The sequence below is a fragment of the Ornithinimicrobium avium genome (assembly GCF_003351765.1).
Taxonomy (GTDB): Bacteria; Actinomycetota; Actinomycetes; order Actinomycetales; family Dermatophilaceae; genus Ornithinicoccus; species Ornithinicoccus avius.
Genome location: NZ_CP031229.1, coordinates 2,624,030 through 2,639,039 on the forward strand (window position 1 = coordinate 2,624,030; position 15,010 = coordinate 2,639,039).

10 protein-coding genes are annotated in these 15,010 nt (G+C 75.2%); 5 read left to right on the forward strand and 5 right to left on the reverse strand.

Going from position 1 to position 15,010, the window contains the following annotated elements; all coding sequences use genetic code 11:
- The first annotated feature begins 40 nt into the window (after positions 1 to 40).
- Positions 41 to 1,282 carry an ATP-grasp fold amidoligase family protein gene (locus tag DV701_RS12055; protein WP_162802998.1) on the forward strand — a complete coding sequence of 414 codons (1,242 nt, stop codon included), beginning with the start codon at positions 41 to 43 and terminating at the stop codon, positions 1,280 to 1,282.
- Here DV701_RS12055 and DV701_RS12060 read toward each other — a convergent pair whose 3' ends face one another.
- Complete coding sequence (locus DV701_RS12060; RefSeq protein WP_114928576.1) at positions 1,283 to 2,932, reverse strand: CDP-glycerol glycerophosphotransferase family protein; 1,650 nt, start codon at positions 2,930 to 2,932, stop codon at positions 1,283 to 1,285.
- A 44-nt stretch (positions 2,933 to 2,976) separates the two neighbouring features.
- On the opposite strand from DV701_RS12060, the gene DV701_RS12065 reads away from it, so the two are divergent.
- Entirely contained in the window at positions 2,977 to 4,371 is a 1,395-nt protein-coding gene (locus DV701_RS12065; RefSeq protein ID WP_162802999.1) for a glycosyltransferase, read from the forward strand.
- Here DV701_RS12065 and DV701_RS12070 read toward each other — a convergent pair.
- On the reverse strand, positions 4,356 to 4,931 hold the full coding sequence (locus tag DV701_RS12070) for a hypothetical protein (RefSeq protein WP_114928578.1): 576 nt from the start codon (positions 4,929 to 4,931) through the stop codon (positions 4,356 to 4,358). The two genes, DV701_RS12065 and DV701_RS12070, sit on opposite strands and share 16 nt — an antisense overlap.
- Positions 4,932 to 4,986: 55 nt before the next feature.
- On the opposite strand from DV701_RS12070, the gene DV701_RS18275 reads away from it, so the two are divergent.
- Positions 4,987 to 6,096 (forward strand): hypothetical protein, encoded by a 1,110-nt coding sequence (locus tag DV701_RS18275; RefSeq protein ID WP_162803000.1) that lies wholly within the window; start codon positions 4,987 to 4,989, stop codon positions 6,094 to 6,096.
- Between the two features lie 45 nt (positions 6,097 to 6,141).
- On the opposite strand, the gene DV701_RS12075 is transcribed toward DV701_RS18275, so the two are convergent.
- Positions 6,142 to 7,302, reverse strand: a complete 1,161-nt coding sequence (locus DV701_RS12075; RefSeq protein ID WP_162803001.1) for an ATP-grasp fold amidoligase family protein — start codon at positions 7,300 to 7,302, stop codon at positions 6,142 to 6,144.
- 117 nt (positions 7,303 to 7,419) lie between these two features.
- Between DV701_RS12075 and DV701_RS12080 the strand changes: the two genes are divergently transcribed.
- Positions 7,420 to 9,252, forward strand: a complete 1,833-nt coding sequence (locus tag DV701_RS12080; RefSeq protein ID WP_114928580.1) for a glycosyltransferase family A protein — start codon at positions 7,420 to 7,422, stop codon at positions 9,250 to 9,252.
- Between the two features lie 10 nt (positions 9,253 to 9,262).
- Here the strand turns inward: DV701_RS12080 and DV701_RS12085 are convergent, their stop codons facing one another.
- On the reverse strand, positions 9,263 to 11,467 hold the full coding sequence (locus DV701_RS12085) for a glycosyltransferase family 4 protein (RefSeq protein WP_114928581.1): 2,205 nt from the start codon (positions 11,465 to 11,467) through the stop codon (positions 9,263 to 9,265).
- 34 nt (positions 11,468 to 11,501) lie between these two features.
- On the reverse strand, positions 11,502 to 12,575 hold the full coding sequence (locus tag DV701_RS12090; RefSeq protein WP_114928582.1) for an inositol-3-phosphate synthase: 1,074 nt from the start codon (positions 12,573 to 12,575) through the stop codon (positions 11,502 to 11,504).
- 124 nt (positions 12,576 to 12,699) lie between these two features.
- On the opposite strand from DV701_RS12090, the gene DV701_RS12095 reads away from it, so the two are divergent.
- Entirely contained in the window at positions 12,700 to 15,006 is a 2,307-nt protein-coding gene (locus DV701_RS12095) for a transglycosylase domain-containing protein (protein WP_114928583.1), read from the forward strand.
- Positions 15,007 to 15,010 lie beyond the last annotated feature (4 nt).

Genomic DNA, 15,010 nt, shown 5'->3' on the forward strand with positions numbered 1-15,010 from the left:
GACGCGCCCCGCCTCCCGCGGGGCCGGGTGAGGTGGACAGATGCTTGGTAGGACCCCCCGTCAGCGTGCCGTCGTGGTGGCGGTGCTCGTGGTCGCCGCGGCGAGCGTCGTCGCCGCCCTCCTCGACCGACCCGCACTGGCCGCCACCGGCCTTCTCGCCCTCGTCGCCCTCGGTCTCCTGGTCGTCCTCGACCTGCGCAGCCGCCTGGCGATCCTCGACCGGCGCGTGCGGCGCCGACGCAGCCCGGGCGGCGGATCCGCAGCTGACCTGCGCGCCACGGTGGCCGAGCTCGAGGCCGGGCTCGCAGCGGCCACGCACCTGAACGCCCGGCTGGACGACCTGTCCAGGGCCTCCTACCGCCAGTCGCTGCGCGAGCACGTCCGCACCTTCCGGACCGAGGACCGGCTGGGGCGGCCGACCAAGTCCGCCGCGCTGCAGCTGCCCTACAAGCTGCGCACCCTCGAGCTCGCCGCCAGCCACGGGGTCGCGGTCCCCGACATCTACGCGGTGTGGCCGGACGTCGACTCCATCGACCTGTCCGCGCTGCCCGACTCCTTCGTGGTCAAGGCGGACGGGGGCGCCGGCTCGGTCGCGGTGTTCCCGCTGCGCCGGCAGGCGGACGGCCGCTACGAGCGCGTCGGGGCCAGCGGCGACGTCAGCGAGGAGGAGCTGCGCGAGCGCATCCGCTCCCTGGGGCGCGCCGCGCGCGCGCCGTTCTTCGCCGAGGAGCTGCTGCACGCGGCCGACGGTGGTCCCATCCCGGACGACGTGAAGTGCTACATGTTCTACGGCGAGGTCGGTCACGTCCTCCTCCGTCGGGTCGGCGAGCACGGTCGGGCCTCCTCCATCCGGGTGAAGTTCGTCGACGAGAACGGCGTGGACTACGGGGTGGTGGCGCCCGGGCGGCCGCACGACCCCACGATCCCGGTGCCGGACTCGCTGCCGCGGATGCTCGAGGTGGCCCGCCACCTGTCCCGCGCCGTCGGGCTGCCGTTCTGCCGGGTCGACCTCTACGACACCTCGAAGGGGATCGTCCTGGGCGAGATCACGCGAGCACCGAACGGGGGCAACGCACGCTTCACGGAGGGGCACGACGAGCTCCTGGGCCGGCGCTGGCTCGAGGGCAGCGCGCGCCTGCAGGCCGACCTCAGCGCGGGTCGTCCCGCCGGACCTCTGTTCGGCACGCTGGCCGATCTGCGCCTCTACCCCCCGGACGAGCGGCCCCGCTCGCCGGTCAACTTCGGGCGCACGGTCGTGGACTGCTCGCAGTGGTGCCGCTAGCTAGGCGCCGCGTCTGAGAAGCTCGTCGATCGCGAGCGCGAGGCGTTCGCCGTTGTGCCGGTCGTGGTGGGCGAAGACCGACCGGACCCGCTCCTCGTAGAGCGGCTCGCGCTCGAAGCCGGAGACGGCATACCGCTCGATCGCCCCGATCGTGCCCTCGACGTCACGGGTGACCGGCCCGAACCCGTCCCGCGCGGTCTCGAACCAGGAGAACGCGCTGTGCCCGGCGGTGTACTCCTCCGCGTCGAACTGGCAGTAGACGACCGGGGTGCCGACGTAGGCGACGTCGAACTGCACCGAGGAGTAGTCGGTGACCAGCAGGTCGCAGGAGCGCAGCAGACCCGGGATGTCGGCCGTCGACGCGTCGAGCACCCGGACCCGCTGCGAGGCGAGGTCGTCGGCACGCAGCAGCGAGCCCAGGTTGTAGTGCGGGACGACCTGCAGCGTCAGGTCGTGGCGGGCGAGCAGCTCGGCCAGCCGGGGGCTGCCGAGCAGGTCGGTGACGAAACGCTGGTAGGTCGAGCCCTCGTAGGCGACCTGCGACTCGTCGTTTCCGCTGAACAGCGTGGGCACCAGGTAGCGCCGCCAGGTGGGCATGAACAGCACCGTCCCGCTGCGCTCCGCCGGCCGCACCAGCGCGTCGTAGCGCGCGAGCCCGGTGACGACCACCTCCTCGTCGTATCCGGAGGTGGCGCGCAGCGCCTCGGCCTCCCGGTCCCCGACCGCCGCGAGCAGGTCGTAGCCCCCGTTGGCGCGCTTGACGGCGTACGGGCTGAGGTGGACGCCGTGCTTGAGGTAGACCCGGTGGGCACCGGTCCGCCAGGCGGCCTGCTTCATGTAGGCGCCGGGGTGCCAGCGGCTGGGCAGCATGTGCTTGACCGAGTAGGCGTTGGCCAGCACCTGCGCGTGCAGCATCAGGACCCGGTGCCGCCAGGAGGAGTGGGTGACGACGTTGCCCAGCGGCTCCACGGCGCCGCGCATCGGGCTGTCCGCGGTGATGACGTAGTACACCGGGGCGTCCGGACGGGTCGTGCGCAGGTGCTCGAAGAGGGCGCGGCCGTTGTCGCGCGCGGTCTCCGGACGCTCACCGACCAGCCAGACCGGCCCCCTGGGCACGAACGGCCGGGTCGCCAGGCGCGCCGCCCGGACCCAGGTGAACCGGCGGGCGTGGGCCACGAAGGCCAGCTCGCGCAGCCAGTCCGCCGCTATCCACGACAGCCTGCCCAGGCGGGTGTCGGACGCCAGCCGCAGCCAGACCGCGGCGCGCCCGGCGGCGGGGACCGCCTGGACCCACCGGTCGGGACGCAGCCGGGTGCGGCGCGAGGCGGCCAGCAGCCCGGCGCTCGGCTGGACCGGGTAGGCGGTGGCTCCCGGCGCGGCCGCGGCGACCTCGAGCCGGACGGAGCCGTCGGGCAGGTCACCGGCCGGGACCTCGAAGACCAGCTGCGAGCGCGTCCAGGTGCCCACGGTGTTGACCCGGGGGGTGACCTCGGCGACGGCCCGGGCGACGGGGCGACCGCGCCGGTCCACGCACCTCAGGAGGTAGCGCTCCCCCTCGGGCCGGTCCGCGAAGCGCAGGCGCACCGCCACGCGCAGCCGGGGCTCGCCGCTCGGCAGGTCGAGGTACTCGCAGATCGGGTGCAGCGTCATCGGTGGTCACTCTATGGCCACCGCGCGGCGCTAGCCTTGCCCCCATGCCAGCGCCGCCGGTCGTCATCCTCATGACCAGCAACGGCGTCGGCATGGGTCACCTGTCCCGCCAGCTGACGACGGCGCTGAGCGGGCCGCGGCGGATGGACGCCGTGGTCTTCTCGCTGTCCGGGGCGCTGCCGCGGGTCGCCGCGGCCGACCGTTCCGGCGAGCTGCCCGGGGCGCGCGAGCGGCGGATCCGCTACGAGTACTGCCCGAGCCGCGAGTCCGGCTGGCTCCCCCCGGCCGGGTGGCGGCGCGCGCTGCGGACGCGCTACCGCTCCTACCGCTGGCACCACTACCTGCGCGACCGGCTCGTCTCGCTCGCCGCCGAGACCGGCGCGAGCGCGGTCGTCTTCGACGGGGTGGTGCCCTACGCCGGGCTGCTGGAGGCCCGCGAGCTGATGCCCGAGGTCGGCTTCGCGTGGATGCGCCGGGGTATGTGGCGTCCCCAGGCTCCCAGCGCGCAGCTGGCGGTCTCGGGCCGTTTCGACCTGGTCGTGCAGCCCGGCGACCTCGGCGGCGCCGCCGACCGCGGCCCCCTCGCCGGGCGGACCGACGCCGAGCGGGTGCCGCCGGTGAGCCTGACCGACGTCCTGCCCGCCAGCACCCGGCAGGAGGCCCGCGCGGCCCTCGGTCTGCCCCAGGACCGGCCGGTGCTCCTCCTGGCCCCGGGGTCCGGCGCGCTGGGCTCGGTCGAGGAGACCGCTGGGCAGGTCCGCGAGGTCCTGGCGGCGCGGGGTCCGGAGTGGGTGGTGGCAGTCACCCGGCAGGCGATCGCCAGGCACGCCGTCGGCGGGGGTGAGAGGCACGGCCGGGGCGCACGGGTGGTCGTGCTCGACGACGTCTATCCGCTCGCCCGGCACCTGGCCGCCTTCGACGCGGCCGTCGGCGCCGCGGGCTACAACTCCGTGCACGAGCTGCTCTCCGCAGGGGTCCCCACGCTGCTGGTGCCGAGCGTCCACCACGTCACCGACGACCAGGAGGCCAGGGCGGCCGGGGTCTGCGCGCGGGGCGCCGCGCTGGTCCCCGGGACGCACGGGCTGGAGCCGGCGGTCGCCCGGCTGCTCGACCCGCAGGTCCGCGAGGAGCTGCGCGAGGCGTGCGCCGGGCTCGAGGCGCCCACCGGCGGCCGGGAGACCGCCGACCTGGTGGTCGACCTGGCAGGGCGGTCGCGGCATACCGAGCAGCCGGTCCTGCGACCGCAGCCGGGGCGCCCGGTGCCCGACGCGCGCACCCCGGTGGGTCCACGCGCGGGTGCCGAGCTGCGCTTCACCTCCGAGGTCAGCGTGGCCGACGTGCGCGGGCCGGACCCGGTCGAGCACCTGCTGCCCGGCAGCTCGCAGGTCTACCGGACGGCGCGGGAGCGCGAGGCGGGCTGGCTCTACCGCAGGACCTGATCCCGGGAGCGGCGCTGACCCCGCCTGGCCATGCGGCGGCGGGCCGCACCGAGCGGGGCGCGCACCGATGCCACGACCGCGTCACGGTCCAGGAGGAGACCCGTCCGGCGTGCCCAGCCCGCCGGGTCCGCGCCGACGTCGGCGGCGGCCGACACCCCGACGGCGTCGGCGCGCAGCCACGCACGGGCCAGGGGCGAGCCGGTCGGGAGATGCTCGCGGTCGAAGGCCAGGTCGGCGTCGACGAGGTCGGCCAGACTGCCCTGCCAGTCCGCGAGCCAGCGGGGCGCCCAGGCCGCGACCCGCAGCAGGCCGTCGCCGGGCAGGAGCACGCAGGTCAGGCACCTGCCGGGGGTGGCCAGGTCGGCGAGCACCCGGCGCACGGCCCCGCGGGCCAGCGCGGCCCGGCCCGGGACGACGAGGAGGGGGATGTCGCGGCGCAGCGACGCGGTGGCGGGGTCGAGCAGGGTCTGGTCCACCTGGGCCAGCAGGGTGGCGGCCGCGACCGCCCGCTCCTCCGGACGCGCCCCGCGTCCGTCGAGGACGACCTGCAGCTCGCTCACCCGGTCATCGTAGCCACGGCCCGCCGGCCTGCCCCGGCACCGATAGGCTCGCCGGGTGGACATCAGGATCGACAACCCTGTCGGCCGTGTCCCCGACTCCAGCGGGATGACCGTGCGCACGCTGCGCACGACGGCGGAGGGCTGGCACCTCGGGCACCGTCGCCGGGGCCGGTGGGACGGTGGCCTGGACTCCCTCCTGCCGCACCTCGACGAGGTGCACGAGCTGCGCGTCGAGGAGCCGGGCCTGCCACAGCACGCCGCCCACGAGCTCGCCGCCTTCCTGCACCGGGCCGTCGCGCGGGGCACCGTCGTCAGCGGCACCCTGAGCCCGTCGGTGCTGGCCGAGCTGCCGGCGGACCTGGCTGCGCGCGTGGCGCCGTCGACCGGCGGGCGCGCCGGAGACCTGGCGTGGGACGTGCACGCCGTCGTGCAGCGCCGCGCGGCCCTGCGTCCCCTCCTCCCCCGCTGGCCGAGCCTGAGCCTGGTGCTGGTCAGCCGGCGGTGCGAGCTGGTCCGGCCGCTGGTGGAGCGGCTGGCCCGCGTCGACTACCCGGACCTGGAGATCGTCGTCGGGCTGCACGGCTGCCCGGCCCCCGAGGGGCTCGCCCTGGCCGCGGGCGCACGCCCTCTCGTGGTCCGGGAGTTCCCCGCCGACCAGGTCTTCGGCTCGGTCCTGCAGGACGCCTGGGCGTGCGCCTCCGGCGATCTCGTCTCCAAGGTCGACGACGACGACTACATGAGCGACGACCACGTCCGCGACCTCGTCATGGCGCACGGGTACTCCGGTGCCACGCTGGTCGGCAAGAGCACGACCGTCGTCTACCTCGAGGCCCTCGACACCACCGTGCGCCGGCTCTACGGCGTCCGGGAGAGCTTCACCCACCGGGTGGCCGGAAGCACCTTCCTGCTCAGCCCCGCCGACCTGGCCGCGGTCGGGGGGTGGCCGCACGTGCCCCGCGCCGTCGACACGCAGCTCATCAGGGCGCTCCGTCGGCAGGGTGGCAGCATCTACCAGCCGCACGACATCGGCTACCTCTACATCCGGAACGCCGACCCCTCCGGGCACACCTGGTCCACCGGGACCGACCACTTCCTGCGCAACACGCGCGAGCAGTGGGTGGGGCTGCTGCGGCACCGCGAGTTCGGGACCCTCGACGCGGCGTGACCGGCCCGGAGGTGCCGGCCCGCAGCGGATCGCGTCCTCCGGACCTCAGACCGGGGCCGGCACCGCGCCGCACCACCGGGCGCACGGTGCCGTGACGACCGGCCAGCCGGCGGCCTGCGACGGGTGACCCTGCGGGTAGTGGTCCACGGCGGGGTGCTCGCCGTGCAGGTTGGCCAGCGGACGCCCGGCGAGGACGTCGAGGTCGAGGCGGTACTGCGCCCGCTCCCACCGCAGGCCCATCGCCGCGTCGTGGTCCTTGCGGTAGAGCTGGGCGCCGCCGGGGCCGCGGGTGAGCTCGCCGAGGACCGGGCCGGCCGCGGTCTCGTAGAGGTCCACCCGCACGAACGGCAGGGCCATCGCCCGGGAGAGGTGGCGGGCCAGGTCGAGGTAGGTCTCCAGGTCGTCCGGCGCCGGGATCGACGGGTCGATCCGGTGGGTGGTCGAGGCGTCGGGCCCGAGGTCGGCGCCGTCGCCCCCGAGGAAGCGGTAGCGGGCCTTCGACAGGTCGGCGTGCACGTCCATCCGCCGCAGCAGCACCTGGCCCACCTCGCCGTAGAAGGCATAGACCTTGATGTCGTCGGGCAGCCCCTCCACGCCGGGCCGGACGAGCATGGCCTCGGCGAAGAACGGCCCCTCCACCCTGGACGCGGTGCGGTAGTGCTCCACGACATCCGCCCCGGACAGGTCCGGCGCATCGTCCTCCTCCGCACGGTCGCCGCCCCCGCCGACCAGGCGGTAGCGGTCGGGCGCCACCCGCCGCAGCGGGAGCACCCCGTGGCCGCCGGCGCCACCGTCGGACTTGAGGACGAACTCGTCCGGGAGCCCCGACAGGTCGATCTGGTCCGCCGCACGCCACACCGAGAGGACCTCCGGGACCGGCACGCCGTGGCTGGCGGCAAGGCGGTGGTTGCGCAGCTTGCGCGCCACCTGCAGCAGGGGGTGGCCGGCGCCCGGGTCCAGCGCGCGCAGCTCCTCCACCCCGCGGCGCAGCTCGTGCACGTGCTGCCGGAAGGAGGGCGCGGTGCTCCGGCCGGGCCGGGTCGCGTCCCGACGCGGCTCCTGCTGCCGTGCGAGCTGCTGCTCGACCTGCCGCAGCCTGCGGCGCAGCTCCTCGACCTGGGCGGCGCGCTCGGCCAGCCGCTCGTCCCGCCAGGCGATCCCCGGCACCGCCCTGCGCAGCGCCGCCCGCGCCCTCTCCACCGCCATGCCGCCTCCTCGTCTCGCCGTGGCCCGGGCCGGTAGCGCCCCGGGCGCGAGCGCCATTCTCCCCTGTCGGCGCGGGCGTGGTTGCCTCGCGTGCACCTGGTGGCTGATGATGGCGCCGTGCCGCCCCCTCCGGAGCGCCCGGACCCCAGCGTCGAGCGTCTGTCGAGCGTCTTCGCCGACCGGCGGCCCATGCACGTCGCCGGGCTCGCGCTGCGGACCCGGTCGACGACCGCCCGCGAGGCCCTGGCCCGCTCCGTGCCCGGGACGGACCTCGGCGACCAGGACCTGCTGCGGATGGCGCTGGCCGGGGAGCTGCCGCCCGAGCTGCTGCACGGCCGGCCCGGCCGCGTCCTGGCCGCGCTGGCGATGACCTGGGCCGGGCAGGCCCGGGGCCAGGATGAGCTCAGGGCCGCCGCGCTCGCCTACCGTGCGCTGTTCGCCGACGGCGCCCGGGACGACCTGGCACCAGCTCACCACCAGCTGGCCGCGCAGACGCTGATGCTCACCGGGCTGCCCGACGAGGTCCGCCGGCTGCTGCCGCTGCTGACCCGGCTGCCGGCCGGGATGCAGCCCTTCCTGGACGCCGACCTGGCCAACCCGTGGGCGCACCGGCCCGACGCTCACACCTCGCCCGCCGCCGGCCCGCCCGACGAGGAGGCCCGCCGCGCCTGGGAGGAGCTGCTCTCCGCCCCGTTCGTGGCGCACGGGCTCGCCCCGCTGCAGGTCCGCCCGCACGGCGACGACCTGCCGTTCGACCGGCTGGTCGTGCCGGACGTGGTCGCAGGCAGCGTCGACGGGCCGCTGGTGACGGTCGTGGTGCCCTGCTTCCGTCCGGACGCCGGGCTGCTCACCGCGGTCGCCTCGCTGGCCGCGCAGAGCCACGGTGCGCTGGAGGTCCTCCTCGTGGACGACGCCTCCGGGACCGACTACGAGACCTGGTTCGAGCAGGCTCTGGAGCTGGACGACCGCGTGCGGCTGCTGCGCCGACCGACCAACGGCGGGAGCTACCTGGCCCGCAACGACGCGCTGCGCGAGGCGAGGGGCTCGCTGATCACCTTCCAGGACGCCGACGACTGGTCGCACCCGGAGCGGGTCGCGGCCCAGGTGGCGCTGCTCGCGGAGCGGCCCGATGCTCCGGCCAGCCGTGCCCTGGCGGTGCGCGTGCACGACGACCTCACCCACCAGTGGCTCGGCTACCGCCCGGTCCGGATCAACGCCTCCTCCCTCATGGTCCGCGCCGACGCCGTCCGGCGGGCCGGACCCTACCTGCCGGTGCGCAAGGGCGCCGACAGCGAGTACGCCGAGCGTCTGGCCACCGAGCTCGGCGAGCTGGTCTCCACCCGCACCCCGCTCGGCCTGAGCCGGCTCCGGAGCGGCTCGCTGTCCCGCAGCGACTTCGCCCTGGGCTGGACCGCGCCGGAGCGCCTCGCCTTCCGCGGGACCTACCGCGCCTGGCACCGGGCCGGGCGCCGCCGGCCGCTGCCCGCGCCGCTGCCCTACGTCCGCGGCACCCACCAGCACCGGAGCGCGGACCGGCTGGACACCGCCTACCTCGCCGACCTCTCCGCCGACCCGGTCGTCGAGCCCGGGCGGGCCTGCGGGGTATGGCGGCTGCCCTCCGGGTGGTCCTCGGTGCGCACCGGTCTGTGGCACCTCGAGCGGCCGGAGGACGTCGGGGCCGAGCGGGCTGAGATGCACGACCGCTGGTTCGACCGGGTCGTCTCCGGGCCCACCTGGCAGGCGCTGAGCCGCACCGAGCCGGTGCACCTCGACCGGCTGGTGGTGCTCGAGCCCTCGGTGCTGCTCCTGCAGGAGGAGCAGGAGTGCGCGATCACCACCGACCGGGTCCAGGTGCACCTGCTGCCCGAGGAGGACGTGCTCACCGGCGCCGTCGCCGCCGTGGTCCGCCGCTGGTTCGGCCGCGACCCGGAGTGGGTGCGCACCCGCTGACGGGCGGCCCTCAGTCCGGCGCTGGAACGCCCAGCAGCACCCTGCGGTAGGCCTCACCCACCGCGTCGGGGTCGAAGAGCGAGAGCGCCTGCTCCCGGGCCCTCGCCCCCTCCTGCGCCCAGGCGCCCGGCGCGGTGACGCGGCGAACCCGCGCCTCGGCCTGGTCCAGGTCGTCCACCACCCACTCGTCGGGGAAGAGCGTGCGAGGGCCGCCACGCGAGGCGAGCAGGGGCCAGTCCCGGACGACCGGGACGGCGCCGGAGGCCGCGCCCTCGACGAGGCCCACGTGCCACGACTCGCGCACGCTCGTGGACAGGATCACCCCGATCCTGCGCAGCGGCTCGCCCACGTCGTCGACCTGGCCGACGAGGTGGACCCGGTCCCGCAGCCCGGGCGAGGCGAGCCGCTCCCGCAGCCGGGTGACGAACGGCTCGACCACCGGGTTGACCGACCGGGGGAAGTCGGCGCCGACGAGGACGAGCTCCCAGGCCGGGTCCCGCTCCAGCAGGTCCAGGGCCCAGTGGACGTCCTTGACGCGGCGGCCCCACCCGATCATCCCCAGGGTGGTGCGGGCGGTCTGCGTCTTGTCCCTCGCCAGGTCGGGCAGGCGGGTCACCGCGTGCGGGAGGACCTCCACCGGCACCGGGACGTCGCTCACCGCGGCGAGCAGGTCGGCGACGAGCGAGCGCAGCGGCTCGCTGACCGTCACCACCCGCTCGACCCGGTCCCAGCGCACCAGGTGCAGCCACGGGTCCAGCGCGTCGAGCGCGTGGACGCGCACGACCAGCCGGGTCGTCGGCGGGCACAGGTGGGAGACCCAGACCGTGGCCGGGTCCGCCCAGTCGGCAAGGACCACGTCCTGCCCCGCGAGCGCCTCCTCCACCGACGCCGCGACTCCGGCGACCTGCCGGGCGAGCCGGCGGTCCACCCACGCGGGCCGGTCCTCGCCGCCGCCACCCTGTGCGCCGACGCGCGCGATCAGGGCCGCCAGGGCCGGCAGCGTCGACGGGTCGAGGACCTTGGCGGAGAGCGCGTCGTGCTCGGCGGCCAGGTCCTTCACGGTCACCTCGGCGGCCTGCCGGAGCGCGGCGACGACGCCGCCGTGGAAGGCGCCGTAGGCACCGGTGACGACGAGCACGCCGGGCCGGTCGCCCGGCGGGCGACCTGCCGGCGCGGTGGGTGCGGCGGTCGGCTGCGCGGACGCGCCGCCGGGCATCAGGAGGGTCCGGTAGGTGCTCGACCCGCGCAGGGGCGCGAGGTAGACCGCCGGGTCCTCGACCAGCGGGCTACGGGGCACCTCGGCGTGCAGGGCGCGGTGGAAGAGCAGCGAGAGCGCGTCCCCGAGCCGGGCGAGGGCCAGGGCGGGCTCGTCGGCGGCGAGGGCCTCGTCGGCACCACGCACGGCGGCCCGTGCCACCGCCGCGAGCTCGTCCTCGTCCACCTCCTCCCACCGGAGCGTGCCCAGGGAGAGGTCGGCGGCCGTCCGGCGCCCGGCCAGGCCGGAGGCGCCGCGCGGGTCCTGCGGCCAGTCGGCGGCGTCGAGGGCGACGGCCGCCCGGTCGGCAGCTGCGGCGCGACGGCGCACCCGGTGGACCCGCAGGGCCTCGGTGACCGCGTCGAGCGGCCGCAGGGCGTCCGGCAGGCCGGCCGCGCTCAGGCCCTCGGCGGTCTCCCGCCAGCGGCGCAGGTCGGCCGGGGACACCCTGGTGCGTCCGCCCCGCGGTCGGGCCTCGACCTCCTCCAGCAGCCGGTCCAGCCCGGCCAGGGCGCGCCCGCCGGCCGGCCAGCTGGCTGCGGGCAGCACGGCACGGCCGCCCACGAGCTCGGGAGCGGTCGCGAGCGCGGCCTCGGTGCCGGCGTCGAGTGCCCACACCACGTCGGTCGTCCGCAGCAGGCCTGGCAGCTCGGTGCTGCTGCGCAGGTCCAGCGCCCAGCCGTCGCCGTCGCCACCGCGATCTGCCCGACCGGCGTGCCGCACCCGCGCGAGCGCCGCCCGCGCCAACCCACCCGCGCGGGAGGGACGCGCCACGGGGAGGTGGGTGACGTCATACCCGCGGGTGTCGCCGGCGGGACCGCCCGCGGCGGCCGTCCAGGGCCACCGGTGCGAGCCGGGGTCCCACGGCGGGTCGGCGGGCAGCGCGTCGACGCTCAGGGCGAGGAGCAGGACGCGGACGCGGACGACGGGACCGCCGGCGCGGACGGGTCTGCTTGGCATGGCGCCATCGTCGCAGGCGCCGGTCGTGCCCGGCTCAGGCGTCGCCGCGGATGAAGGCCTCCACCTCGGCCCGGCCCTGGTCGTCGGGCATCTGCACGGGCGGGGACTTCATCAGGTAGGCGGAGGCGCCGATGACGGGGCCGCCGTGGCCGCGGTCCAGCGCGATCTTGGCGGCGCGGACGGCGTCGATGATGATGCCGGCGGAGTTCGGCGAGTCCCACACCTCGAGCTTGTACTCCAGGTTGATCGGGGCGTCGCCGAAGGCGCGGCCCTCGAGGCGCACGTAGGCCCACTTGCGGTCGTCCAGCCACTGCACGTAGTCCGAGGGACCGATGTGCACGTCGCGGTCCTCGAAGCGGTGGGTGACGTTGGAGGTCACCGCCTGGGTCTTGGACACCTTCTTGGACTGCAGCCGCTCGCGCTCGAGCATGTTCTTGAAGTCCATGTTGCCGCCGACGTTGAGCTGGTAGGTGCGGTCGAGCAGCACGCCGCGGTCCTCGAACAGCTTGGCCATCACCCGGTGGGTGATCGTCGCGCCGACCTGGCTCTTGATGTCGTCCCCGACGATCGGGACGCCCGCGTCCTCGAACTTCTTGGCCCACTCCGGGTCGGAGGCGATGAAGACCGGCAGCGCGTTGACGAAGGCGGCGCCGGCGTCGATGGCGCACTGGGCGTAGAACTTGTCGGCCGCCTCGCTGCCGACCGGCAGGTAGGACACGAGCACGTCGACGCGCGCGTCGCGCAGCGCCTGGACCACGTCGACCGGCTCGGCGTCGGACTCCTCGATCGTCTCCGCGTAGTACCTGCCCAGCCCGTCGAGGGTGGGCCCCCGCTGGACGACCACGCCGCTGGGCGGCACGTCGGCGATCTTGATGGTGTTGTTCTCGCTGGCGTTGATCGCCTCGGCCAGGTCGGTCCCGACCTTCTTGGCGTCCACGTCGAAGGCGGCGACGAACTCCACGTCGCCGACGTGGTAGTCACCGAACCGGACGTGCATCAGTCCTGGCACGGTCGCGGTCGCGTCGGCGTCCCTGTAGTACTCCACGCCCTGGACGAGGGAACTGGCGCAGTTGCCCACACCGACGATCGCCACGCGCACCGAACCCATCAGGTCATCTCTCCTTGACTCACGCCTCGGGCGGCCCAGCCAGACCGCCCGCTTGAAGCACAACCATGCACGGTACCGCTTGATTCCGACGCTTCTCCCAGCGACCACCGTGCACAATGTGCCCGTGAGCCCCTCCACCCCGTCCCCGCGCACCCGCAAGGAGGCGCAGGCCACCCGCCGGCGCCGCCCGCCCGGCCGCTGGCGCCGTGCCCTGATCTGGCTGGTGGGCCTCGGCCTGCTCGCGGTCGCGGTCCTGGCCGCAGCCTTCGCCGTCGCCTACGCCCGCACCGAGGTGCCTGCCCCCAACGACTTCGCCGACGCGCAGAGCACGATCCTCTACTACGCCGACGGGCAGACCGAGCTGGCGAGGTTCACCGGCGGCTACGACCGGGAGGACGTGCCGCTCTCGCAGGTGCCCGACCACGTGCAGAAGGCGGTGCTCGCCGCCGAGGACCGCAGCTTCTACGACAACGAGGGGGTCTCGGTCAGCGGGACGCTGCGCGGGGCGTGGCGCACCCTCACCGGCGGGACCGTGCAGAGCGGGTCGACGATCACCCAGCAGTACGTCAAGAACTACTACCTGACCGCCGACCAGACGCTGACCCGCAAGTTCCGCGAGATCATGATCTCGATCAAGATCGACAACGAGCAGTCCAAGGACGAGATCCTGGACAACTACCTCAACGTCATCTACTTCGGGCGCGGAGCCTACGGCATCCAGACCGCCAGCGAGGCCTACTTCGGCAAGGACGTCTCCGACCTGACCGAGTCCGAGGGAGCCTTCCTCGCCGCGGTCATGAACGCCCCCTCGCTGTTCGACCCCGACTACGCCGACGGCAACCAGGAGCGTGCGCAGCAGCGCTGGAACTATGTCCTGGACGGCATGGTCCAGGAGGGGTGGCTGGACGCCTCCGCCCGCGAGGGTATGACGTTCCCCGACGTCCGCGAGCCCTCGCCGACGAGCGCCGCCCAGGGGGTCGAGGGGTACGTCGCGCAGGAGGTCCGCGGCGACCTGCGGGACCTGCTGGGCCTGGAGGACGCCCAGATCGACACCGGCGGCCTGCGGGTCACCACGACCATCGTCAAGAAGCACCAGGACGCCGCCAAGAAGGCGGTCAAGGCCTTCCGGCCGACCGGGGAGGGCACCGGCGACATCACCACCGCCCTCACCGCGGTGCGCCCGGGCGACGGTGCGATCACCGCGATGTACGGCGGCGAGGACTACCAGCAGACCCAGCTCAACGCGGCCACCTCGGCACGGGTCCAGGCCGGCTCGCTGTTCAAGCCGATCACGCTGACGGCCGCGGTGGCCGACGGCGTCGACACCCTCACGACCTTCGAGGGACCCAGCCCGATGACGTTCGGCACCGGGGACGGCGAGGTCGAGGTGCGCAACTTCCGCGACGTCTCCTTCGGCACCCTGGACCTGCGGATCGCGCTGGCCGAGTCGGTCAACACCATCTACGTCCAGCTCAACGAGCTGATCGGCCCGGAGAAGACCGTCGAGGCGGCGGTCGACCTCGGCATCCCGGAGGACACCCCCGGCCTGGGCACCGACCTGACCAACGTCCTGGGCACCGCCTCCCCGACGCTGGTGGAGATGACCAACGCCTACGCCACGCTCGCCGCGGAGGGCCAGCGCGCGGAGCCGTACCTGGTCCAGCAGGTGACCACCGCCTCCGGCGACGTGACCTACGAGGCCGACCCGCAGACCGAGGACGGCGTCGACGCCGACGTCGCGGCTGACGTCACCGACGCGATGACCTACGTGATGACGCAGGGCTCGGGCACGACCGCCGGCGACGTGGGCCGGCCGGTGGCCGGCAAGTCCGGGACCAGCGAGGACAACGTCTCGGCGTGGTTCGACGGGTTCGCCCCGCAGCTGGCCACCGGCGTGGTCATGTACAAGGGCGACGGCACCGTGCCGATGCAGGACGTCGGTGGCCTGGACCAGGTGACCGGCGGCACCTTCCCCGCCCAGGTGTGGGGCGAGTTCATGCGGCTGGCGATGGAGGGCGAGGAGGTCGTGCCGTTCCCGCCGCGCGTCGGCGTCGGCGACGTCCTGGCCACCACCGAGGCGCCGCAGGTGACCGGGACGGTCGACCAGGAGCCGGAGCCCTCGCCGACCGACGAGCCGACCCGGACCACCAGCGAGGAGCCGACCGAGACGACCAGCGAGGAGCCGACCGAGACCACCTCGGTCGAGCCGACCTCCCCCGAGCCCACCGAGACGGCGCCGCCGCCCACCGACACGGCGCCCGCACCCACCACCCCCGCGCCCAGCCCGCCGGCGCCCACCTCACCGACGCCGACGGATCCCGGCACCGGCGCGCCGCCGGGCCAGGGCGGAGGGCCACCGGGCCAGGGTGGCGGGCCACCGGGGCAGGGTGGCGGGCCACCGGGGCAGGACGCCCCGCGCCCGACCGGCTGAGCCG

Coding starts and splice junctions, on each gene's coding strand:
- DV701_RS12055 (WP_162802998.1), top strand. CDS start 41: ATGCTTGGTAGGACCCCCCGTCAGCGTGCCGTCGTGGTGGCGGTGCTC.
- DV701_RS12060 (WP_114928576.1), bottom strand. CDS start 2,932: ATGACGCTGCACCCGATCTGCGAGTACCTCGACCTGCCGAGCGGCGAG.
- DV701_RS12065 (WP_162802999.1), top strand. CDS start 2,977: ATGCCAGCGCCGCCGGTCGTCATCCTCATGACCAGCAACGGCGTCGGC.
- DV701_RS12075 (WP_162803001.1), bottom strand. CDS start 7,302: ATGGCGGTGGAGAGGGCGCGGGCGGCGCTGCGCAGGGCGGTGCCGGGG.
- DV701_RS12085 (WP_114928581.1), bottom strand. CDS start 11,467: ATGCCAAGCAGACCCGTCCGCGCCGGCGGTCCCGTCGTCCGCGTCCGC.
- DV701_RS12090 (WP_114928582.1), bottom strand. CDS start 12,575: ATGGGTTCGGTGCGCGTGGCGATCGTCGGTGTGGGCAACTGCGCCAGT.